Annotated in this window: 23 protein-coding genes; 16 read left to right on the forward strand and 7 right to left on the reverse strand. The window is 38.4% G+C overall.

The genetic code is table 11. From position 1 onward, the window contains the following. Positions 1-66 precede the first annotated feature (66 nt). Positions 67-1,236, forward strand: coding sequence for an MFS transporter (locus ACIQ38_RS15200; RefSeq protein WP_402825204.1), 1,170 nt, complete (start codon positions 67-69; stop codon positions 1,234-1,236). Between the two features lie 146 nt (positions 1,237-1,382). On the opposite strand, the gene ACIQ38_RS15205 is transcribed toward ACIQ38_RS15200, so the two are convergent. Then, positions 1,383-2,162 (reverse strand): alpha/beta fold hydrolase, encoded by a 780-nt coding sequence (locus ACIQ38_RS15205; protein WP_402825207.1) that lies wholly within the window; start codon positions 2,160-2,162, stop codon positions 1,383-1,385. A 130-nt stretch (positions 2,163-2,292) separates the two neighbouring features. Here ACIQ38_RS15205 and ACIQ38_RS15210 point away from each other — a divergent pair, with 130 nt between their 5' ends. The 12 genes from ACIQ38_RS15210 to ACIQ38_RS15265 all read left to right on the forward strand — a co-directional run bounded on the left by ACIQ38_RS15210 (position 2,293) and on the right by ACIQ38_RS15265 (position 11,516). Next, complete coding sequence (locus ACIQ38_RS15210; RefSeq protein WP_402824665.1) at positions 2,293-3,114, forward strand: squalene/phytoene synthase family protein; 822 nt, start codon at positions 2,293-2,295, stop codon at positions 3,112-3,114. Between the two features lie 168 nt (positions 3,115-3,282). Next, positions 3,283-3,789 carry a ferritin gene (locus tag ACIQ38_RS15215; protein WP_402824668.1) on the forward strand — a complete coding sequence of 169 codons (507 nt, stop codon included), beginning with the start codon at positions 3,283-3,285 and terminating at the stop codon, positions 3,787-3,789. 233 nt (positions 3,790-4,022) lie between these two features. Further along, complete coding sequence (locus tag ACIQ38_RS15220) at positions 4,023-4,574, forward strand: biotin transporter BioY (RefSeq protein ID WP_402824671.1); 552 nt, start codon at positions 4,023-4,025, stop codon at positions 4,572-4,574. 29 nt (positions 4,575-4,603) lie between these two features. After that, positions 4,604-6,085, forward strand: a complete 1,482-nt coding sequence (locus ACIQ38_RS15225) for an AMP-binding protein (protein ID WP_402824674.1) — start codon at positions 4,604-4,606, stop codon at positions 6,083-6,085. Further along, positions 6,082-7,233: a thiolase family protein gene (locus tag ACIQ38_RS15230; protein WP_402824677.1), complete on the forward strand. Its 1,152-nt coding sequence runs from the start codon at positions 6,082-6,084 to the stop codon at positions 7,231-7,233. The genes ACIQ38_RS15225 and ACIQ38_RS15230 overlap by 4 nt, the downstream gene beginning before the upstream one ends. Then, positions 7,230-7,628, forward strand: a complete 399-nt coding sequence (locus ACIQ38_RS15235; protein WP_402824680.1) for an FAS1-like dehydratase domain-containing protein — start codon at positions 7,230-7,232, stop codon at positions 7,626-7,628. Before ACIQ38_RS15230 ends, ACIQ38_RS15235 begins: the two co-directional genes overlap by 4 nt. Continuing rightward, the gene (locus tag ACIQ38_RS15240) at positions 7,606-7,950 is read left to right on the forward strand and encodes a MaoC family dehydratase (protein WP_402824682.1); all 345 of its coding nucleotides are present in this window, start codon (positions 7,606-7,608) and stop codon (positions 7,948-7,950) included. The genes ACIQ38_RS15235 and ACIQ38_RS15240 overlap by 23 nt, the downstream gene beginning before the upstream one ends. Further along, positions 7,947-8,768, forward strand: coding sequence for an SDR family NAD(P)-dependent oxidoreductase (locus tag ACIQ38_RS15245; RefSeq protein WP_402824685.1), 822 nt, complete (start codon positions 7,947-7,949; stop codon positions 8,766-8,768). The genes ACIQ38_RS15240 and ACIQ38_RS15245 overlap by 4 nt, the downstream gene beginning before the upstream one ends. After that, positions 8,769-9,569, forward strand: coding sequence for an energy-coupling factor transporter ATPase (locus ACIQ38_RS15250; RefSeq protein WP_402824688.1), 801 nt, complete (start codon positions 8,769-8,771; stop codon positions 9,567-9,569). Beyond that, positions 9,554-10,411 carry an ATP-binding cassette domain-containing protein gene (locus tag ACIQ38_RS15255; protein ID WP_402824691.1) on the forward strand — a complete coding sequence of 286 codons (858 nt, stop codon included), beginning with the start codon at positions 9,554-9,556 and terminating at the stop codon, positions 10,409-10,411. The genes ACIQ38_RS15250 and ACIQ38_RS15255 overlap by 16 nt, the downstream gene beginning before the upstream one ends. Beyond that, positions 10,404-11,207 carry an energy-coupling factor transporter transmembrane component T family protein gene (locus tag ACIQ38_RS15260; RefSeq protein WP_402824694.1) on the forward strand — a complete coding sequence of 268 codons (804 nt, stop codon included), beginning with the start codon at positions 10,404-10,406 and terminating at the stop codon, positions 11,205-11,207. The genes ACIQ38_RS15255 and ACIQ38_RS15260 overlap by 8 nt, the downstream gene beginning before the upstream one ends. Continuing rightward, positions 11,208-11,516 carry a CHY zinc finger protein gene (locus tag ACIQ38_RS15265; protein WP_402824697.1) on the forward strand — a complete coding sequence of 103 codons (309 nt, stop codon included), beginning with the start codon at positions 11,208-11,210 and terminating at the stop codon, positions 11,514-11,516. It abuts the gene before it with no gap. Positions 11,517-11,583: 67 nt separating this feature from the next. Here ACIQ38_RS15265 and ACIQ38_RS15270 read toward each other — a convergent pair whose 3' ends face one another. Together ACIQ38_RS15270 and ACIQ38_RS15275 are read right to left on the reverse strand one after the other, a co-directional pair. After that, positions 11,584-12,513: a hypothetical protein gene (locus ACIQ38_RS15270; protein ID WP_402824700.1), complete on the reverse strand. Its 930-nt coding sequence runs from the start codon at positions 12,511-12,513 to the stop codon at positions 11,584-11,586. After that, on the reverse strand, positions 12,506-12,997 hold the full coding sequence (locus ACIQ38_RS15275) for an RNA polymerase sigma factor (protein ID WP_402824703.1): 492 nt from the start codon (positions 12,995-12,997) through the stop codon (positions 12,506-12,508). The genes ACIQ38_RS15270 and ACIQ38_RS15275 overlap by 8 nt, the downstream gene beginning before the upstream one ends. Positions 12,998-13,322: 325 nt before the next feature. Between ACIQ38_RS15275 and ACIQ38_RS15280 the strand changes: the two genes are divergently transcribed. From ACIQ38_RS15280 to ACIQ38_RS15290, 3 genes are all read left to right on the forward strand, one after another. Further along, positions 13,323-14,147, forward strand: a complete 825-nt coding sequence (locus ACIQ38_RS15280; RefSeq protein WP_402824706.1) for a beta-keto acid cleavage family enzyme — start codon at positions 13,323-13,325, stop codon at positions 14,145-14,147. Between the two features lie 15 nt (positions 14,148-14,162). After that, on the forward strand, positions 14,163-15,113 hold the full coding sequence (locus ACIQ38_RS15285; RefSeq protein WP_402824709.1) for a 3-hydroxyacyl-CoA dehydrogenase family protein: 951 nt from the start codon (positions 14,163-14,165) through the stop codon (positions 15,111-15,113). Positions 15,114-15,215: 102 nt separating this feature from the next. Beyond that, the gene (locus ACIQ38_RS15290; protein ID WP_402824712.1) at positions 15,216-16,400 is read left to right on the forward strand and encodes an acetyl-CoA C-acetyltransferase; all 1,185 of its coding nucleotides are present in this window, start codon (positions 15,216-15,218) and stop codon (positions 16,398-16,400) included. A 118-nt stretch (positions 16,401-16,518) separates the two neighbouring features. Here ACIQ38_RS15290 and ACIQ38_RS15295 read toward each other — a convergent pair whose 3' ends face one another. The 4 genes from ACIQ38_RS15295 to ACIQ38_RS15310 form a co-directional block, all read right to left on the reverse strand. After that, a complete protein-coding gene (locus tag ACIQ38_RS15295; protein ID WP_402824715.1) occupies positions 16,519-17,907 on the reverse strand; it encodes a GntP family permease in 1,389 nt (462 codons plus the stop codon). Positions 17,908-17,982: 75 nt separating this feature from the next. After that, on the reverse strand, positions 17,983-19,026 hold the full coding sequence (locus ACIQ38_RS15300; protein ID WP_402824717.1) for a ketopantoate reductase family protein: 1,044 nt from the start codon (positions 19,024-19,026) through the stop codon (positions 17,983-17,985). Between the two features lie 5 nt (positions 19,027-19,031). Continuing rightward, the gene (locus ACIQ38_RS15305) at positions 19,032-19,862 is read right to left on the reverse strand and encodes a beta-keto acid cleavage family enzyme (RefSeq protein WP_402824720.1); all 831 of its coding nucleotides are present in this window, start codon (positions 19,860-19,862) and stop codon (positions 19,032-19,034) included. Between the two features lie 213 nt (positions 19,863-20,075). Next, positions 20,076-21,437: a sigma-54 interaction domain-containing protein gene (locus ACIQ38_RS15310; RefSeq protein WP_402824727.1), complete on the reverse strand. Its 1,362-nt coding sequence runs from the start codon at positions 21,435-21,437 to the stop codon at positions 20,076-20,078. Positions 21,438-21,514 lie beyond the last annotated feature (77 nt).

Raw genomic sequence — 21,514 nt, forward strand, 5'->3', positions numbered from 1 at the left:
CTATAGGGTTTATTTTTGTAGGTAGAAAGTATTTTTTACTAGATAGCAAGGAGCTTGAAATTGGTTATGCAAAAAAGTAGTTTGAATAAGACAGTATATTTAGTACTAGTCAATTTATTTGTTGTGTTTTTAGGGATAGGATTAATTATTCCTGTAATGCCTACATTGATGAGAGAAATGCATTTAGAAGGATCTACAATGGGTTACTTAGTATCCGCATTTGCTTTCACTCAATTATTAGTGTCTCCTATTGCAGGGAAATGGGTTGATACATTTGGCCGTAAAAAAATGATTGTAATCGGTATGCTTCTTTTTGCACTATCCGAGATGCTTTTCGGATTTGGGAAAGACGTAACGGTATTGTATATATCTAGAATGTTAGGCGGTGTTAGTGCGGCTTTCATGATGCCAGCGGTGACCGCTTTTGTTGCGGATATTACTACGTTGAAAGAACGCCCTAAAGCAATGGGCTATGTTGCAGCGGCCATTAGCACAGGGTTTATCATTGGACCGGGAATTGGTGGGTTTTTAGCTGAACATGGAACGAGACTTCCTTTCTTTGTTGCAGCTGCTTTAGGATTTTTAGGAGCTGTTTTTTCACTAATTATATTGAAAGAGCCTAAACGACCAGAAATAAAAGAAAAGGCAACAGAGAATCAAGTAGTAAAATCGGGATTCCGCAAAGTGTTGGAACCGATTTATCTCATTCCGATGATTATCATTCTTGTATCAAGCTTTGGTCTTGCTGCTTTTGAAACAGTCTACTCCCTTTTCGTTGATCATAAATTTGCCTTTACACCAAAAGATATTGCTTTAATCATCACAATCAGCGGAATTCTAGGTGTTATTGCGCAAGTGTTATCGTTTGACCGTATCGTAGGGAAAATTGGAGAGATCAGACTAATCCAGATTTGTATGGGTGTATCGGCAATATTCATATTTGCGATGATTAAAGTGTCTTCATACTGGTCTATATTAGTGGTGACTTTTATTATTTTCCTAATGTTTGATTTGATAAGACCTGCACTGACGACGTATTTATCTAAAATAGCTGGTGATGCACAAGGTTTTGTAGGAGGATTGAACTCTACTTTTACGAGTGTGGGAAATATTATTGGACCCGGAATAGCAGGAATATTGTTTGATGTGAATATCGATTATCCATATGTATTATCCATGTATGTGCTTGCACTTAGCTTTGTTATTTCGTTGTTTTGGAAAGAGCGAGCAAACTAAAATAAAAGCTATCCTCTTGGAAAATTAGAGGATAGCTTTTTATGTTGGGCATAGAAGGAGAACTATCTTGCGGTTTATGAAGCTTAATTTGCGATTTGCAATCCTTATCTTGCGATTCACTGATATATTGCTCAAATATTAAATAATTAAAGAAAGCTTTCCTGATATTTATGAAAAAAACGATGTAGCAAATGATTATATTCATTCTTCTTCTCTAAAATTGGTAAATGTCCACAGTTGCCGAGAATGACCAACTCCGCTCGTGGCATAAACCATTTCGTTTGGAGGACACTAAACAAAGGATTTACCTCATCGTATTGCCCTCCGATGATGAGAGTTGGAGCTTTGACAAATGGCAGGATGGGAAGATAGTTAGATTTGATTGCAGAAAAAGAGGATGCCAGATAGGGTGTTTTTTTAATAAGAAACATTTTTTTGGCTGCATCGATTAAATTAGTTTCTTTTCGATATAGACATTTTTCGGCGGTATAGGTTGTATATTCATCACTTGTTGATGAATGCAAATTTCTTGCACCCTTCATAACTGTCAGTTGTCCTAAGCATGTGGGAGCATAAGAAAATGTATTAGATAGAACCATCGACCGGACAATCTGATTGTTTTGACAATAAATTTCTTGAACGACTAGTCCTCCCATGGAAAGACCACAAAAATGAGCTTTTTTAATACCTAACTTGGCAAGTAGTGATAAAATATCCTGTGCAAATACAGAAATGGAAATATTATTGTATTCTTGCGATTCACCATGTCCGCGAAGGTCGGGTATGATCAATCGATAATTGGAAGATAATTCGTATTGGTTTTCCCAGGATTCCTTTATGCTTCCTAATCCATGAATTAAAACGACAGGTTCGCCTTGACCGATATCTAAATAATGGATGGTATAGACCTCCTTTACTAAGCTTATTAACGTCTAGTGTTCCCGTGCGACTTCCCATTATTCCTATTTTATTCATAAGGAAGTTGTTTTGTCTTTTTACGAAAATCCGATACAATAGGAGATAAGAACATTTAGTGGTGAAATGGAGGACTTTGTCGTGCCCGAAGCAACAACTTTACAAAAAGAAGCAATGGACATGCTAAAAAAGACAAGCAGAACTTTTTACATACCAATCACATTTTTGGAACCAAAACTGAAAAAAGCGGTTGCCTCTGCTTATTTGGTGATGCGTGCTATAGATGAAATAGAGGATCATGAAGCATTAGGTTCGGAAGAAAAGCAGGCACTATTACGTGCAACGAGTAAAATGTTAGCAACTGGATTTAATGTAAAAGAATATGAACAACTCGTAGCACCTTTTAAAGATATACTGCCTGAGGTTTCCTTAAGACTTGGTGATTGGCTTGCAATTTGTCCAGCAGATTTAGTGGAAAAGGTAAAAGAATCTTCAAGCGAGATGGCAGAAGGTATGGCTAAATGGGTAGAAAAGAATTGGCAAGTAAAAACAAAAGAAGATCTGGATGAGTATACATATTATGTGGCGGGTCTAGTCGGGGTAATGCTTTCTGACTTATGGAAGTGGAGTGCAGATATCGATACAGACCGAGAACTAGCGATTGCTTACGGGCGAGGTTTGCAAGCGGTAAATATTTTGCGCAATAAAGACGAAGACAAAGAACGAGGAGTCCAATTCTTCCCAGAAGGCTGGACGCGTGAGGACATGTTCCGCTATGCTGAAGATAATTTAGCAAAAGCAGATGAATACAACAAAAGTATTAAACGAAAAAGTATCATGCTGTTTTGCAAACTACCACTTGCATTAGCGCATAAAACGTTAAAAGCGTTGAAGAGTGGAAAAGAAAAAATGACCCGAGCAGAAGTAGAAGCTACTGTGGAGGAAGTACAGGCGGAAGTTTAATTTTTGGGGGTTGTCCATTATAGGATAGCCTTTTTTTAAAGCTATCTTTTTCTAATGATTGATAACGATTATCATTTATCAATTGCATTGAAAATGTTCCTAGTTGTATACTTGTAATTGAAGGTGAAGCTTTCATCTATCATGCTATCAAAAAGGGAGGAATCTATGTTGTTATCTGAAAAACTACATGAAGCCTTGAATGAACAAATGAATTTTGAATTCTATTCTGCACATGCGTATCTCTCAATGGCTGCATACTGCACAGCAGAGGCATATGACGGATTTGCTAATTTCTTTTTAGTACAAGCAGAGGAAGAACGTTTCCATGCGATGAAGTTTTACAACTTTCTAAGTGATTTAGGATACAGAGCTACGATTGATGGATTTTCAAATCCACAAAATGATTTTGCCTCTATTTTGGACACTTTCGAAACTGCATTATCGCATGAAAAAGAAGTGACACGCCGTATTTATAATTTATCAGATATTGCTTTAGATGAGCGAGAGCATGCAACTATGGCATTTCTAAGATGGTTTATCGACGAACAAGTAGAAGAAGAGTCAACATTCGATACGCTAATCAATAAAATCAAGCGCATTGAAAATGATTCAAATGCAATATTTATGCTAGATTCGGAGCTAGCGACACGTACATTCACTCCGGACGAAGCGTAAAATTAATATTTAAACGAAAATCCCAAGAAGAAAAAATTCTTCTTGGGATTTTTTTGTCCCTGTGCAGCAAAGAATTCAGAATTGTTTGCTGCACAGGGGCATACCGGAATGAGTTAACCAATAAAAAAAATATGTTTACACAAATGAATATTCGAGCTATGATTTATTTAATTCATGGATGTCGACTTCTTTTGAAAATTTGCAATTATACATTGTGTTAATGGGGGAAGAAAATGAAAACAAAGGAAATGGTATTTGCTGCTTTATTTGCTGCATTAATAGGAGTATTGGGGATGATTCCGCCAATTCCATTAGGTTTTATACCAGTGCCGGTTACAGCACAAACGCTTGGTGTTATGCTTGCGGGGAGTTTTTTAGGAAAGAAAACGGGAGCAATTAGCTTAGTTTTATTTATCGTATTGGTCGCTTTAGGTTTACCTTTATTGTCAGGTGGACGGGGAGGTCTTGCTCCGTTAGTAGGACCGTCTGCTGGGTACATATTCAGCTGGCCCATTGCCGCATTTTGTATCGGGCTTGCCATTGAAAAAGTGTGGCCGACGTTAAGGATATGGAAAGTGATAGTTATCAATTTTATTTTCGGCGTTGTTCTTGTTAGTTTAATTGGTGCACCAGTAATGGCGATTATAACGAATACATCTGTTTGGGCTGGACTTGTAGGTGCTACTGCATTTTTACCTGGAGATTTAATAAAAGCAATCATTGTAGCCATTATTATTGTGCAAATAAAAGCAGTTAGTCCAATTGAACAGAAGGTTAATAACTAAAATATAAAACGATTAATAGGATGATGAGAATGAACTTAGTAGGCACTATACTACATAATGCTACACAGTACCCTGACAAACTTGCTTTAACGGATGGACAAAAATCCTGTACGTACGCAGAACTTGTACAGTCGATGAAAAAGGTAGCTAACGGGCTATATAGTAATGGTTTCAAGCATGAAAATATCGCCATCTTGTCAGAGAATCGTATCGAATTCGTGGAGGTTTTTCTTGGAGCAATTTATGCCGGCTGCGTCCCCATTCCATTAGATCCTAAATGGAGTACAAATGAATTGACGACTATTATTCAGCAGTGTAAACCTGAAATAGTTTTTGTAGAAGAGGCACTGGTAGCAAATTTAAACTTACAAGATAGAGAGATGCAAATAGTAAGCTTTTCTACTGTTGAAACAGGTTCTTATGCAGACTGGAAAGTCGGGTTAAAACCAGAAGCCAAAATGGATAACACAAACGAGTTGTTATTTATCGGCTTTACATCGGGGACAACTGGTATTCCAAAAGGGTATATGCGCACTCATTTATCATGGATCAGAAGTTTTGCAGCGACGAATGAAGCGTTCCAATTCGACGAGATGGAGCATATTTTAGCACCGGGTCCATTTGTCCAATCATTGTCCTTGTTTGCTGTAATGCAAAGTTTGTATAGTGGGGCTACTTTTCATATCATTCGAAAATTTAATGCGAAGGAAGTTTTACGGATTTGCAGTCAGCATTCCAATGCAATTTTGTTTGTAGTCCCGACGATGATCGAACCCATACTTGAAGAAATTACACCAGGTCAGGTGCATATCCAAGCGCTCATTTCTTCTGGGGCAAAGTGGTCAGAGGAGTCAATCAATAAGGCAAGGAAAATGTTTGGTGTAGCAAAGTTATATGAATTTTATGGTTCATCGGAAGCGAGTTATATTAGTTATTTAGACGTAAATGCAAAAGAAAAGCCCAATTCATTAGGGAAGCCCTTTTCTGGTGTCCAAGTATCGATTCGAGATGAACGATTTCAGGAAGTACCGTTCGGAACAATCGGACAGCTCTGTATTCGAAGTGACATGATGTTCTTAGGGTATCATCATTTACCTGAAGAGACAAAATCGGTCTTTCGAGACGGTTGGCTTCTGCTTGGAGACTATATGTTAATGGACGAAGATGGTTATTTATATTTGGCGGGCCGTGTGAAGAATATGTTGGTATCTGGAGGCTTGAATATTTACCCCGAAGAAGTAGAATCCGCACTACGGCAACATCCAGCAATCAGGGAAGTAATGGTGATCGGAAAACCAGATGCATACTGGGGAGAACGAGTAACAGCACTTGTAAAATGGGGTGGGCAACAACGTCTATCCATAGAAGAAGTGAAAGCGTATTGTCGAGACTATTTAGCAAGTTATAAAGTACCAAAACAACTTATAACGGTGGATGATTTTATTTACACAAGTAGTGGGAAATTGGCGCGTCAGGCAATGAAAGACTATATGGAGAAGGTGATGGTATGACAGAAGCGGTGATCGTCATGGCAAAACGCACGCCAATAGGTAAGATGGGTGGCATGTTAAGTACGCTGGAACCGGAAAATTTATTGGCGCCCCTTATCGAGCATATTTTTGCGGAAACAGATCTACCAAAGGACATAATCGATGATGTGATTATCGGTAATGTAGTCGGATCTGGAGGCAATATTGCTCGTGTATCAGCACTAGAGGCAGGTCTACCTTTTACCGTTCCTGGCGTGACTGTTGACCGTCAATGCGGCTCTGGTCTAGAGGCAATCAATATAGCTGCTAGATTAATACAAAGTGGTGTCGGGGAAGTTTATTTAGCAGGTGGTGTGGAAAGTACGAGTCGCGCCCCTTGGAAAATGGCTAAGCCTCAAAACTTAATGGGTGTACCAGAATTATATACACGTGCCAAGTTTACACCTAGTAGCTACGGCGATCCAGATATGGGAATTGCTGCTGAAAATGTAGCCGAAAAATATGCAGTTACAAGAGAAGCCCAAGATCAGTTTGCTTTGGAAAGTCATCGAAAAGCCACCCATTCTCAGCAAACGGGACGATTTGAACAGGAAATCGTGCCTCTTCAAGTTAATGGAGAATGGATTACCGAAGATGAATGCCCAAGATCTAATACGAGTATGGACAAGTTACAGAAATTGCCGCCTGTATTTCAGGGAAATGGAACGGTTACTGCAGGAAATGCCTGTCCGCTAAATGACGGAGCTGCACTTATATTGATCATGTCCCGTGATAAATGTGAAGAACTAAATCTTAAGCCCATTTTAAGAGTAGTAGATGCGCAAGCCGCTGGTGTGAATCCAAACTATTTAGGAATTGGACCGATTCCAGCTGTGCAAAAAGTGCTAAAGAGACAACAAATGACAGTAGATGATCTAGATATAGTGGAATTTAATGAAGCCTTTGCCTCGCAAGTATTAGCCTCGTTAATGGAACTTCATATTCCACTGGAAAAAGTTAACCGTGGGGGCGGTGCATTAGCAATCGGTCATCCATACGGGGCATCTGGTGCCATTTTAATGACAAGATTATGTGCTGAAATGCTACATAAACCTTATAAAAAGGGACTTGCCACACTAGGCATTGGTGGTGGAATAGGGCTTGCAACGCTTGTAGAGGCAGTCCAATGAATAAAGTCCAAAAACAGTTACAAGTGACGGCAGAGTGGATTTCGCAGTATGCACAAAGTATAGAATTTCCTTTACAAACGATGGACGGTAAATTCATTGCCCCTTCCACCATGCCCATTATTTTTTGGCAGGAGTTTGATATTCCATGGCTTACAGGAGATAAAGCACTGATTCATGGTACACAGTCTTTTTTGTACGAGGAACCCATCAAAGCGGGAATGGTGCTAGATTGCGAGTTAATGTTAACCAATGTGGAGGAAAAAGCAGGAAAGCAAGGGCTGTTCACTTTTTTAACACATACGCTCGTTTGTAAATATAAGGATAATCTCATTGTTACAGCAGAAACAGTATTAATCCAAGTAGGTGACTCCCGTGAAAAAACATATAACAGTTGAAGCAATCGAAAAATATGCTGCTGTTTCAAAAGATAAGGCGGCGATTCATCTGGATGTGGATGCCGCACGAGCAGCTGGGTTTGATCAGCCTCTTGTTCATGGCATATATGTGATGGGGTTAGCGCAATCATTGTTTATGGAAGGGCATCCTAAGCAATGGATTACAGCTTATAAAATGAAGTTTCAAAAACCACTTTTGGTGGATACGATAGCGGTTTTTAATTTTGAGCGCGTAAAGGATAGTGTGGGAGTGACGGTTACAAAGGAAAATGGCGATAAGATTGCTGTAGGGACTTTTTTAGTGAAGGAGTTGCAACGATGAAAAAAGTAGCGATTATTACGGGTTCCACAAGAGGTATTGGGTTAAGCATTGCCATGCATCTTGGGCAGTCAGATTATCAGGTTGTCGTGAATGGCACAAAACAGGAGTTAGTAGACGATGTTGTGCAACGTATTAATCGAAATGGCGGTGACGCGGTAGGTCATGTTGCCAATATTGCCGATCCAATTGCAGTTACAAAAATGGTTGAGGCAGTTATTGCTCAATTTGATCGCATAGATGTGCTTATACATAATGCAGGTAATTTGCATGATCAAAAATGTCTAAAGATGACCGATGAAGAATGGCAGTCCGTACTAGACGTGCATTTAAACGGTGCTTTCTACAGCATTGGGCGAGTACTTCCACATATGCAAGAAAGTGGTGGTGACATAATTTTAATGACCTCTACAGCGGGATTAGGGGGTTCTATTGGTCAAGTGAATTATAGCGCGGCAAAAGCAGGAATACTTGGTATGACGTGGACGCTTGCAGCTGAACTAAAGCGCAATAATATTCGAGTGAATGCTATTTCACCAGCTGCTTTAACGGATATGACTAGACCTGTGATTGAACATTTAAAGACTAAATATGCCAGTAAAAATGAGCTGTTTCCGGAGTATTGGAAAGTAGGAGAACCAGATGATGTTGCCCACTTTGTAGGAGAGTTACTTGCACACCGAGATTCGGATTTAACTGGTGAAATATTTGGTGTTAATGGCTCGAAAGTGACCCGGTGGCAAAAGCCTATCCCAACATTTTCTGAAGATAGTATAGATGCATTTTTCACTACATGGCAAAGTCGAAAGGGAAATGAATAGATGCTTACTTTCGATCATGTTGAGTTTTATTATAAAAAAGGGCAGCCCGTCATTGATGGTGTGAGTTTTACGATTCAAGCGGGGGAGTTTGTGTCGATTGTTGGAGCCAATGGAAGTGGGAAGTCCACTGTTGCAAAGCTTATTGACGGTTTGCTTTTACCTAAGAAAGGAACGGTAAAGGTTCACCAACTAGATACGGCAAATTCTGATGAACTCCTAAAAATTCATCAGCAAATAGGCTTCGTTTTTCAAAATCCAGAGGATCAATTCATTACAACAACCGTAATGGATGAAGTGCTTTTTGGCTTGCAAAATATTCAGGTCCCAAGGGAAGAGATGCGTGCTAGAGTGGATGCTGCCTTGCACGCAGTTCAGATGGAGGAATATTTGGAAGCAATGCCGCATCAATTATCGGGCGGGCAAAAGCAACGGGTAGCGATTGCGGCAATACTAGCAATGCGACCACAAATGATTATTTTTGACGAAGCAACTTCTATGTTGGACCCGCAAGGTAGAAAGCAAGTGCTATCTATTATGCATGAGCTGCATAATCAAGGCATGACGATTGTCCATATCACGCATCATATGGAGGAAGTGCTATGTGCAGAGCGTATTTTACTAATACAGGAAGGGCGTCTTCAATTTGATGGTGACCCGTTAAGCTTTTTTGAAACAGTAGCTGTTGCAGACTATCAATTACAGCTACCTTTTGCAGTTCGTCTACATAAAACACTCCAGCTAGAAGGACCATTAGCTGCCGATTGGAAAGAAGGGATTCGTTCGCAATGGTCTATCAATTAAACAATGTAAGTGTGAACTATTCCAATCGAATGGCATTAAGAAATGTAAGTTGCACAATCGAAAAAGATAAATGGATTTCGGTCATTGGTCAAACAGGTGCAGGAAAGTCAACTTTCGTCCAAGTGCTAAAAGGATTGATTCCCCATATTAATGGAGACTATTTAATCGATCACCAGCCTGCTAAAAGGGATGCCAAGGGGCAGCTAAAGGTTATTTCAGAAATCGGTTTTGTTTTTCAATATCCGGAGCATCAATTATTTGAAACAACCGTATTTAAGGAGCTTGCTTTTGCCCTGAAGCAACAAGGTTGGTCTAATGAGCAAATCAAAAAGAGCATCTCAGAAGTTTTGCCACAACTAGGTCTGTCGGAAGACATTTTACCATTAGCGCCATTCCAATTAAGTGGCGGTTTGAAACGCCGTGTAGCTATTGCCTCTGTAATAATGATGAATCCGAAGCTACTTATCGTAGACGAACCAACAGCCGGTCTTGATCCAGTTAGTAAGGTTGCGTTATTACGATTACTAAAAAATTGGCAACAGCAAGATAATCGCACGATTATTTTCGTGTCACATCAAATGGAAGATGTAGCGGAGTATTCAGATGAAGTGATCGTTTTTCATGAAGGTTGCTTAATGGGGCAATTGGACACTTGCACATTATTTTTGGAACAATCTCATTTACTAGAGAAAATAGGCATGTCGCTACCAGAATCTGTACAGTTATTAAAGTTAGTAGAGGAACTATCTGGAGAGAAGATTAAAATCTCCTGCTGTAGGGAGCAGGAGATTTTCGAAAAGATCCTACCGATTTGGAAGGCAGGGAGGATTCTACATGTCTGATACCGTCTTAATAGGCCAGTATATGGAGACGAATTCCGTGTTTCACCGACTTGATCCGAGGACAAAAATTATAAGTATCTTTCTGATCATGCTTAGTTTTCTAGCGCTTGAAACCATTACGAGTTATACAGTTGCGACTTTATTTGTCTTTGGCATATTAGTGCTATCGAAAATCCCCTTTCCAGTTTTTATGAGAGGATTAAAGCCGATTATATTTATTTTAACGTTTACTTTTGTTTACAATGTCCTGCTCACAAAAGGGAATATCATTTGGTCCTGGTCGTTTATCGAAGTGACTACGGAAGGATTGCAAAATGGAGTTCGTTTCGTTTGGCGAATTATTTTACTCGTGTTATTAGCCTCTATTTTAACGTTAACGACAAAGCCTTTAGAATTAGCAAGTGGTCTTGAAAAACTATTAGCACCTTTATCCAAACTCCAAGTGCCGGTAGAGCAGTTTTCCTTGATGATTGTAATTGCCATTCGTTTTATCCCGACAATTTTGCAAGAACTCGACCGGATTATACTCGCTCAAAAAGCAAGAGGACATGATATCGTTCATTTACCGCTAGTAAAGCGAATGCTTGCTTATATTCCGATTTTAGTTCCTTTACTATTCACTACAATTCAGCGTGCGGAGCAGTTAACATATGCAATTGACGCACGTGCTTATGGAAAAGGCAAGGGAAGAACTACGTATAAGCTATTGCAATATCAGCAAATAGATTACCTAGTAGGGATGGTCGCTGTTTTATTTGTGATTACCGTATTGGTCATACAGGTAGGAGGAGTATAAATGAAAGTATATGGTGCTGTCGTAGACAACGAAACTCGCTGTAAACACTATCATACAGAGAAAGATATCATCGCCATAAAATTCAAATGTTGTGATCGTTATTATCCTTGCTATAAATGTCATGAGGAAGATACTGACCACAAAATCGACCGTTGGCCAAAGGAGCAGTTTGATGAACTTGCTATTCTCTGTGGGAAATGTCAGACAGAGTTAACGGTTCATCAGTATATGGATACTGCTAGCTGTCCACACTGTCAGGCAACTTTTAATGAGCGGTGTAGCGCCCATTATCCGATATATTTTGAATGATTTTATAATATAATCCCAAGATATTATTCTTCTTGGGATTATTGAAACTTCGTATATAAATACTTTATTAAAACCCAAATACACATAAAACTAAAGCAACAGTCCCAATTAGATGATTAATAATGGTCAATTGAATAGAGCGCATATGCTCTCCTTTTTTCAAACGATATGCTACTTGGCAAGCTCCATACATAAGCCATAATGCAGCGTATGCAGCAATATGAAAGGTTCCATGATCCCTAACCCAAACCCAGAAGAATCCAGATATAAGGACAATGGCTAAATAATTTAGCAAATGATGTGTCCAGTTTAAAGACCATTCGCGGCGCTTGATAGTAGGAAATTTGTGTTTGAACCAAAGTGTCATGGAAAACGGCATGAAAAACAATAGAAGTATTCCAAGTACTTTTCCTAAATTGGAATTAGGATTTTTAAAAAATTCCTTTGAAAAGTCGAACCAACTATCAGAAGGAATATAAAAAAGTTCATCTGATTCCATATCAAGAAAAACAGAACTACTCAATTCTTTTAATCGAAGTTCAGATCCATCCTCGTACATTATGAGGACATCCATCGCTGGAAAATCCGTACCAGACCAACTACTATAATAATCCTCTTTAGAACGAGTTACTATGTCTTGTAAAAAAGACTGGAACTGATCAAGCATCTTCGGATCATTCACTACCCCAACATGTAAATAAAAAGGAGACCACTTTTCAAAAAATGTATCCTCATCCCAAGTTCCATTAGTAAAATAATATACTTTTTCAATGCTTTGAGTGTCAGATGTGGAAGTTAAAGAGCTATTATGATTGGATGTCACTAAATAAAAGGTTAATAAAAATACCGAGACTAATGATACAGTGCTAATGAAAGAAACCATCCAATTTTTGATTGGCTTTGCTGTTGCATCCGTAATTGCCTGGATAGATGTGTTTTGTTCTGTATCTGTTTGCTTTAATCTCCGCATTTGTTCAAAAATCTTTTCTTCATTCATTTTGCACACCTCCCATTTCTTTCCGCAAAGCCTGCATCGCTCGTTTTAATGTATTTTTGACTTTTTCCTCACTCCAACTAAGTATTTCCGCCGTTTCTTTTGTAGAAAGTTCCTCAATCTTTCTCCATATGATGACTTCCCGATAGGAAGGTTTCAATTTTCCTAAAGCAATATATAATTCGCGAACTTCCTCCATTTCAAAAAATGGGTGTTCACCCACTCTTTCATGGATTGATATAAAAGGAATAAATTCAATAAGCCGTTTTCTACGCAAGTAGTCAAACGCAATATTTCGCGCTGTTTTACGAAGCCAAGCTTGAATTTCGACTGGTGTTCTATGTATATCTCCCATCCTGACAAAGCGAATAAAAACTTCCTGCGTTAAATCTTCCGCTACTTGTTTATGCTGCACTAAATAGGACATATATCTGAAAATGGACGGGCTAAACTGCTTATATATATTCGCTACCTCATATTCATTCAACAACTGCACCTCCTTATTACTTAATACGAATGAAAGGCTAAAAGGGGTCAAAATTGGGTTGAAATATTAGTTAATTATTAATTAGATCAAAACAGACATATTAAAAGTGTTGCTGTTATCAATAGATGATATAAATCATCGAGGGTGATGAATAATATCATCATGAAAAATCTATATATGGTGCTAACTTTATGAAAATAAAAGAAAAAACGATGAATATTTTCATCGTTTTTTCTTTTTTAATTTGACGAATGCTTATTCTTAGCCATTTGCATTATGGCATGAATCTTGCAGTAAAAAGTAATAAAAAGAAGGAGTGATACAAATGAAAGATAAAGTAATTATTACAGCAGCATTGACAGGTGCATTTCCTGCGAAGGATAAAAACCCTAACATTCCTTTGACACCTAGAGAAATCGCAGATGATGTTATTAACGTTTGGAAAGCAGGAGCTGCCATCGCGCATCTGCATATGATTGACGACGAAGGTAAGGGCACGATGAATAAAGAAAGGTTTAAAGAAACGGTAGAGCTTGTTCGTGAAAGAGAATGTGATATTATCTTAAATTTAACAACTTCAGGTGATTTAAATGCAACAGATGAAACGCGTATGGCACATTTAATCGAACTTAAACCTGAAATGGCATCATTTGACGCGGGTAGTATGAACTGGATGCACAAAACAATTTTCTTAAATACTCCAACCTTTTTAGAAAAGCTTGGTCAAGTAATGCTCGATAACAACGTGAAACCAGAAATTGAAGTCTTTGATGCTGGTATGCTATACAATACCCTATATTATGTAAAAAAAGGACTGGTTGCAGAACCAACACATTATCAATTTGTTCTTGGGGCTCCAGGTGGTACAGCAGCTACGGTTGAAAACCTCGTCTATTTAAAAAGTTTACTTCCTGAAAATTGTACATGGTCCGCATTTGGAATTGGGCAAGGTCATTTACCAATTCTATACGCAACATTGGCACTGGGAGGACATATACGAGTAGGTTTGGAAGATAACATTTATTATGCTAAGGGACAAATAGCGAAATCAAATGCGGAATTTGTGGAAAGAGCTGTTCGTATCATTCGTGAACTAAATAAAGAAGTTGCCACTCCCGAAGAAGCACGACAAATTTTAGGATTGAGATAGGGGTAGGTGCGATAAATGATCAAGACTATTGGTGTAATAGGTGCTGGCACAATGGGCCATGGTATTGCAACGAGCTTCGCGATTAACGGATATGAAATCCATTTATACGATGTAGATGAAAAGCGATTAAACAGCGTAGAAGGAGATATAGAACAAGAGCTTCGTATTTTATGTGATGAAAAAGTGATTGAAGAATCTACTGTTATGAAGGCGCTACAAAATATTAGCTACTTTAATGACTTACGTGAAGCCGTTTCACAATGCGATTATGTGATTGAAGCAGCGCCTGAAATGATAGAGCTAAAACAAAACCTTTTTAAACAATTAGATGCCTTTTGTCCCGAGCATACAATTTTAGCGAGTAATACATCTAGCCTAGACTTGGAAAGTATGATGGCGTACGTGAGCAAAAAGCGTAAAGAACGTATGATGATAAATCATTGGTATAATCCGGCTCATATTATGCCGATTGTAGAGCTATCCTTTTTTGGTAATATGCCATTACATATTTATGAAGAAGTCGACAAGCTTTATCAATCGATTAACAAGCAACGCGTTAAAGTATTAAAGGATGTACCAGGCCTGGTAGCGAACCGAATTCAACAAGGTATCGCACGGGAAGTATTTTCGATTATTGAACAAGGTATTGCTTCTTACGAGGATGTGGATCGTGCATTGAAATTTGGTCCAGCTTTCCGTTATGCTACTGCTGGTCAGCTGGAAATTGCTGATATGGGCGGGCTCGATATTTGGTGTACAGTTGGGGATAATTTGTTGAAGGTCATGGATAATAGCCAACAAGCAAATGAGCTATTAAGAAGTAAAGTATCTGCTGGTGAGTTAGGCGTTAAAACGGGAAAAGGATTTTTTGATTACGATGAAAAGCAAAGTGTGGACATAAAGAAACAATTTAATAGGAGGCTTATTCACCAGTTAAAAGCGTCCAGATATTATATGGAACAATAGATGTTTGGAGAGAAAGTATTCGATATATTTTAAGTATATTTTGGACACCATGCTTGGTTTCTTCGTTCTATCATTATTGTTATATAAAAGGAGAGCTAATAAATGACAATGGAAGTAGTGATTGTGAGTGCAGTACGTACAGCTATCGGTTCATTTCAAGGATCGCTAAAGGATGTGCCAGCAACAAAACTTGGAGCTATCGTTATTAAAGAGGCGCTACATCGAGCCGGTGTAAAGGGAGAACAAGTGGATGAAGTCATTATGGGAAACGTGCTGCAAGCAGGGCTAGGGCAAAATCCAGCTCGTCAGGCTTCGATGCAAGCCGGATTACCGCAAGAAGTATCAGCGATGACGATTAATAAAGTATGCGGATCTGGTTTGAAATCTGTACACTTGGCGGCACAAGCCATTGTCGCTGGAGATGCAGAAATTATTGTTGCAGGTGGATTTGAAAATATGAGCCAGTCACCATATTTATTGAAAAATGCACGTGATGGTTACCGCATAGGCGATCAAAAAGTAGTAGATAGTATGATTCTGGACGGGTTATGGTGTGCATTTAATGATTATCATATGGGGTTAACGGCAGAAAATTTATGTGATCGGTATGGCATCACACGTGAGGAACAAGATGAATTTGCAGCGCGTTCCCAAGCAAGTGCTGTGGCCGCTATAGAAACGAATCGTTTTGCCCATGAGATTGTGGCTGTAGAAATCCCACAACGTAAAGGGGAGCCAATTATATTTAATCGAGATGAATTTCCACGAGCAAGTTCTACAGAGGAGAAATTAGCAAGCCTACGTCCAGCATTTAAAAAGGACGGCTCCGTAACAGCGGGTAATGCATCCGGTATTAATGATGGAGCTGCGGCAGTCGTTGTAATGTCAAAGCGCAAGGCAGAGGAGTTAGGGATTAAGCCATTAGCAACGATTGTTGCGAATGCAAGTGCAGGAGTGGATCCTTCTATAATGGGAATTGGCCCTGTAAAAGCTGTTAACAAAGCATTAGAAAAAGCGAATAAAAGCCTTGCAGATATCGATTTAGTAGAAGCGAATGAAGCATTTGCTGCACAGTCACTCGCTGTAGATCGAGAGCTTGGCTTTGATGCGGAAAAATTAAATGTGAATGGCGGTGCGATTGCACTAGGGCATCCCATTGGTGCAAGTGGAGTACGTATATTAGTGGCGTTATTGCATGAGATGGAGAAGCGTGACGCTAAAACTGGACTAGCCACTTTATGTATAGGCGGTGGTCAAGGAGTCGCCACTATTGTACAACGTGGATGATATTTAGAAGTCTCTAAAAAAGTCCGTATATTTATTATTAAGTAAAAACGAGATATTTATAATCTTTACAAAGAAAAGGGTGTCCCATTTGTTATTGGGACGCCCTTTCTGTTTGTCATTATACAATGAAAGATAGTATTACAGCTGTACCAAACGCTACAAGTGCTTTCATAATTGTAATTGCGAAAATATCTCCATATGATTGGCGATGAGTAAGACCACAAATGGCAAGGATAGTGATTGTTGCACCACTATGTGGCAGTGAATCTAAACCGCCTGCTGACATGGAGGCAACCCTATGAAGAAATTCCGGATCAATCCCCATAGAATTCGCTAAGTCCAGATAATGTTGCCCCATTACTTCAAGAGCAATAGACATCCCACCTGATGCTGATCCGACTACACCAGCTAGTACGTTAACGGCAATAGACTCCGATATTAATGGATGGGAAGAGACTCCCGTAATTGCATTTCTGATGACTTCAAAACCCGGTAGTGTTTTTACAACATTTCCAAAACCTACTTCTGATGCTACATTGAACACGGCTAGCAAGGAACCGCTTGCAGCCAAAGTGAGTCCAGAAGAGAGTTTAGAAGGTGTAAATGATTTGATATTGATAAAGAGCGCAGCGATAATCCCTACTACAAGTGCGACAATAAGTGCCCATGTAGAACTTAGGCTACTCAAGTTTTGGATATTGAAAGTACTTTCCAATAATTCAGGTGAATACCAGTGACTAACTGCGAAACTTGTTTTAGTAAATACAAAGTTAAGAACAACAACTGCTACTAAAGGAATAATTGCTACCCAAAAGTTTATTACTTTTTCATTTGGATCAATGACTGGTTCGTTTGTATGTCCTTCTCCGTAACCTTCTCCAGCTAGATTTGCTTTCTTCACTCTTTTTGCTAACCAGAGGTAACCTAGGAAGAAGATAACTAACCCTGCTACAATTCCTGTGATTGGAGCCGCATATGCATCAGTCCCAAAATAGTTTGTCGGGATAATATTTTGGATTTGAGGTGTACCTGGAAAAGCATCCATTGTGTATGTACACCCACCTAAAACAATTACTGCAGGGATGAATCTCTTTGGAATACCTGCCTCTCGAAAAACTGCTGCAGCAAATGGATATACCGCGAAAACTACAACGAATAAAGAAACACCGCCATAAGTTAAAATAGAACAAGCGATTATTGTCGCTAATAGTGCTCTTTTAATCCCAAAGATGTTCATAATTTGTTTCGCGATTGCAGTCGTAGCTCCATTTAGTTCCATTAACTTTCCGAACACTGCACCTAAAATAAAAATAGGGAACCATGTTTTAATATAGTTTGCCAAATTCGGCATATATACTTCTGTATAGCTTGGTAATAAAGCCATACCAGAAAGAGCGACTGCTAATAATGTGACGATAGGAGCGATGACGATAACTGGAAAACCCCGATAGGCTAAGAATATAAGTAACCCTAATGAGATGAGAATAGCAATAACTTCGATAAACATTGGTTACACCGTCCTTTTTCATATATCATTTTGGAATAGGCGCACTAATGTCCGCCCATCCCTACATTTTATTTTTCAATTGAATGTTTTTTGCTCATCGCTCACTAGGTTAAATTCCTTCATATTTTCAGCAAAGATAGGCAGTTCTTTCGTTTCTTCTGATTTTTTTACAAGGGCACAGACTAAATCATTATAAGGAGTGGGAATATTTTTCTCTCTTCCTTTTTTCGATACATGCCCATTAATAAAATCGATTTCTGTTTTAAGACCTTTCTCTAAATCTTGTAACATACTAGCTTTAAGATTTGCATGAGGTCCCCAAACTTCTTCGTAAAATGCCATTTTCTCAGGGATGTCTTCTTGCTTTTCCAACTCTAAAAATTCAAAGTCTTTCCCTTGCATTTCTACTAGTTGAACATTATTCGCTCGTGCAACTTTAATCGTTTCGTCGGCGATGTTTGCTAAGCTTTTCATGGCGTCCTGATTATTTAATACCTCTCCGAATGTGCACCCTAATGCAGCGGACATTCCACTAAAGGTGGCATTCATTAACAGCTTAGACCATTTCATCCCATTAATATTAGTAATGATTTCGCAATAACCAACCGTTTCCAAAATGTCTTTGATTGTAATTAATCGTTCGGTGATTTCTCCTGTAAGTTCCCCAATATCAAAAGCATATTTTTTCACTACTTCTAGTTTCGTTGTAAGTTCGGATACCCCGGGTCCTTTCCAAGTAGCCCCGAAGCCTACGACACCGCCAATCGTTCTTTCCTTCCCAACAATAGCGGCAACATTTTCTTCTGGTATACCGTTTTGCAACGTACACACCACACTATCCTCATTTAAAAAAGGAAGAATGTTTTCCAGTGAGTCTTTTGTGTAAACTTGCTTCGTTAGTAGAAATATCAAATCATATTTTTCGCTTAAGTGGTCCGGATGTTTTGCTTTTACAGGGATGATTTCTTCTAAAAAGCCTGTTATCTTTGCTCCATTTTGATTTAGTTCATCTACATTTCGTTGATTGATATCTATCAAATCAACATCATATCCTCCTTTCGTGATTAGTGCCCCGATAATTGTCCCAAGTGAACCTACTCCCAATACGCCTATCTTCATGAAAGTCACCCCTTAATTAATTTTTTGGATAGTTGTAAAATTTTTCTTGCTTCATCTGGTGTAGCAACTTCTCTTCCTAAAATACCAGCTAACTCTACTATTCTTTTTACAAATTGAGCATTTGTAGTAGCTAACTCACCTTTACGGTAGTACACACTATCTTCCATTCCAACTCGAACATGACCGCCTAAAAGGATGCTCATCGTATTAATCGTTAGTTGCTCCTTACTAGCCCCTATAGCTGACCAAGTGGAACCTTTAGGAATGCTATCCACTAAAAACATGAGATTTTTAGGGGTCGCTGGCATTCCCCCATGAATCCCTAATACAAATTGAAAATGGAATGGTTCTTCCAATAATCCCTTTTTTGCGATTCTTAAAGTATTATCTATCATTCCAACATCAAAAATCTCAATTTCCGGTTTAATTTGACGTTCTTTTGTAACCGCTGCCAACTCTTCTAAAAAGGAAGGAGTATTATGGAAAACCTCTTGACCGAAGTTCATTGTGCCTGCATCAAATGTCGCCATTTCTGAATTTAACTCGCAAACTTTTAATCTTGCTTCTTCATCGTTCACTAATCCTCCGGCAGTTGTGAGGTTTAAAATAATGTCACATTTATCTTGGACTCGATCAATTACTTCTTTATACGTGTCTAGATCAAGCGTATTGTCTCCTTTATGATCTCTAACGTGAATATGCGCAATGGCTGCCCCTTCTTTCCATGATTCATAAACGGAATCGGCAATATCCTTTGGTGATAATGGCACATATGGTGTATGTTCCCGAGTAGTTTGTGATCCAGTTGGTGCTACTGTAATGATTAATTTTTCCATCCCTTTTTACCCCCGTTTTCTCTATAATTGCTTACGCACTTTTATAATGCAATTTGTGTGCCAACTATAAAAAAGCAGAATGATAAAGGCTTATTTTCCTTCTGTAAAATAAAGTGATGAAATAATTCATCGATATATAATAAAAAACATAATTATCTGTCAATTATTGATGTTAGTAGGCGATTAAAAAAGGAATCAGTTCTGATTCCTTTTTTAATCACTTATATGAATTCCTAATTTTTTTGCCTTTTTTACTACGGATGATTGACTAATTTTTAATACTGCAGCTGCTTTTCTCGTACTGCCATAGTCTTTTAATGCCTTTTCTATTATTTTCCTTTCTACATTTTCTACAATTTCTTTCAGGCTTAGTTCACCAGTTGATGTTTCTGTGCTCTCTGGCTCCATATTTAATATTTTTCTGGCTAATTCCGTATTAATTTTTTTATATTTATCAGAGGTAATAACTAATCGCTCCACCACGTTTTGTAATTCTCTTATGTTTCCTGGCCATGTATACGTTTTGAATACCTCAGTGACTTCACGATCGAATACTACTTGTTTTCCATATTTCGTGTTGTAAATGTCTAAATAATGCTGCGTTAATAATTCAATATCTGAAAAACGATTTCGAAGGGGAGGTATATGTATAGGAAATACATTTAATCTGTAATATAAGTCTTCTCTGAATTTCCCGGTTTTCACTAGTTCATATAAATCACAATTAGTAGCAGCGAGGATTCGAACATCGAGTTTAATTGGTTTTGTTCCGCCAACGCGGGTGACCTCTTTTTCTTGGATAATTCTTAGCAGTTTTGATTGTAATTCAAGGGGCATTTCTCCAACTTCATCTAACAGCAATGTACCTTTATTGGCTAATTCGAACATACCGATTTTCCCTTTATTAGATGCTCCAGTGAAGGAGCCAGCTTCGTATCCAAACAACTCTGCTTCTAGTAGATTTGCGGGAATTGCAGCACAATTCACTTTTATAAAAGGTTTGTCATGTCTGTCACTATTTTTATAAATTTCATTTCCTATCACTTCTTTGCCTACTCCAGTTTCTCCGGTTATAAGAACAGTTACATCCAAATTGGCTACTTGATGAATCATTTGCATAATAGGCTGGATCTCATCGCTTTTTCCTATTAACTTATTCGTAACTTGTAAATTCCTTAGATGTTCAATTTCATTTTGGGAGGCAACGAGTTTCTTTTGCATATCCAATAGATCTGACATGTCTCGGTTAATAACGACGACTTTCTTTATATTGCCTTCTTGATCTAAAATAGGGGATCCGGAGAGTAATACTTTTACCCCTGTACGAATTTCTGCCATTGCATTAATCGGTTTTTTTGTTTTAATAATGTCCGGTGTGATTGCATTTTTGTACAGACCTTCCTTCATAAGATCAATTACATACTTACCTAGGACGAGGTCGGGGGACAAACCAGTTATTCTGCTATAAGACTTGTTCACATATAAAGTTTTTCCTTTTTCATCAGCGATATAAATCCCATCGTATAATTCATCACAAATTTTTTTATAATCGACAGATTCCACATACTCTTCCAATTGTACATAATCTCCTTTTAAACCCGATTCCACTTCGTTCTAATCTAGAATCAAGTAGTCAATTTTAAATACTCATC

Source organism: Psychrobacillus sp. NPDC096389, from assembly GCF_044762855.1.
Lineage (GTDB): Bacteria > Bacillota > Bacilli > Bacillales_A > Planococcaceae > Psychrobacillus.

What these genes read in the sequence shown, in the direction of transcription:
- ACIQ38_RS15200 (WP_402825204.1), top strand. Translation starts at nt 67, where the DNA reads ATGCAAAAAAGTAGTTTGAATAAGACAGTATATTTAGTACTAGTCAAT.
- ACIQ38_RS15220 (WP_402824671.1), top strand. Translation starts at nt 4,023, where the DNA reads ATGAAAACAAAGGAAATGGTATTTGCTGCTTTATTTGCTGCATTAATA.
- ACIQ38_RS15225 (WP_402824674.1), top strand. Translation starts at nt 4,604, where the DNA reads ATGAACTTAGTAGGCACTATACTACATAATGCTACACAGTACCCTGAC.
- ACIQ38_RS15230 (WP_402824677.1), top strand. Translation starts at nt 6,082, where the DNA reads ATGACAGAAGCGGTGATCGTCATGGCAAAACGCACGCCAATAGGTAAG.
- ACIQ38_RS15235 (WP_402824680.1), top strand. Translation starts at nt 7,230, where the DNA reads ATGAATAAAGTCCAAAAACAGTTACAAGTGACGGCAGAGTGGATTTCG.
- ACIQ38_RS15245 (WP_402824685.1), top strand. Translation starts at nt 7,947, where the DNA reads ATGAAAAAAGTAGCGATTATTACGGGTTCCACAAGAGGTATTGGGTTA.
- ACIQ38_RS15250 (WP_402824688.1), top strand. Translation starts at nt 8,769, where the DNA reads ATGCTTACTTTCGATCATGTTGAGTTTTATTATAAAAAAGGGCAGCCC.
- ACIQ38_RS15255 (WP_402824691.1), top strand. Translation starts at nt 9,554, where the DNA reads ATGGTCTATCAATTAAACAATGTAAGTGTGAACTATTCCAATCGAATG.
- ACIQ38_RS15260 (WP_402824694.1), top strand. Translation starts at nt 10,404, where the DNA reads ATGTCTGATACCGTCTTAATAGGCCAGTATATGGAGACGAATTCCGTG.
- ACIQ38_RS15265 (WP_402824697.1), top strand. Translation starts at nt 11,208, where the DNA reads ATGAAAGTATATGGTGCTGTCGTAGACAACGAAACTCGCTGTAAACAC.
- ACIQ38_RS15270 (WP_402824700.1), bottom strand. Translation starts at nt 12,513, where the DNA reads ATGAATGAAGAAAAGATTTTTGAACAAATGCGGAGATTAAAGCAAACA.
- ACIQ38_RS15280 (WP_402824706.1), top strand. Translation starts at nt 13,323, where the DNA reads ATGAAAGATAAAGTAATTATTACAGCAGCATTGACAGGTGCATTTCCT.
- ACIQ38_RS15285 (WP_402824709.1), top strand. Translation starts at nt 14,163, where the DNA reads ATGATCAAGACTATTGGTGTAATAGGTGCTGGCACAATGGGCCATGGT.
- ACIQ38_RS15290 (WP_402824712.1), top strand. Translation starts at nt 15,216, where the DNA reads ATGACAATGGAAGTAGTGATTGTGAGTGCAGTACGTACAGCTATCGGT.
- ACIQ38_RS15295 (WP_402824715.1), bottom strand. Translation starts at nt 17,907, where the DNA reads ATGTTTATCGAAGTTATTGCTATTCTCATCTCATTAGGGTTACTTATA.
- ACIQ38_RS15300 (WP_402824717.1), bottom strand. Translation starts at nt 19,026, where the DNA reads ATGAAGATAGGCGTATTGGGAGTAGGTTCACTTGGGACAATTATCGGG.
- ACIQ38_RS15305 (WP_402824720.1), bottom strand. Translation starts at nt 19,862, where the DNA reads ATGGAAAAATTAATCATTACAGTAGCACCAACTGGATCACAAACTACT.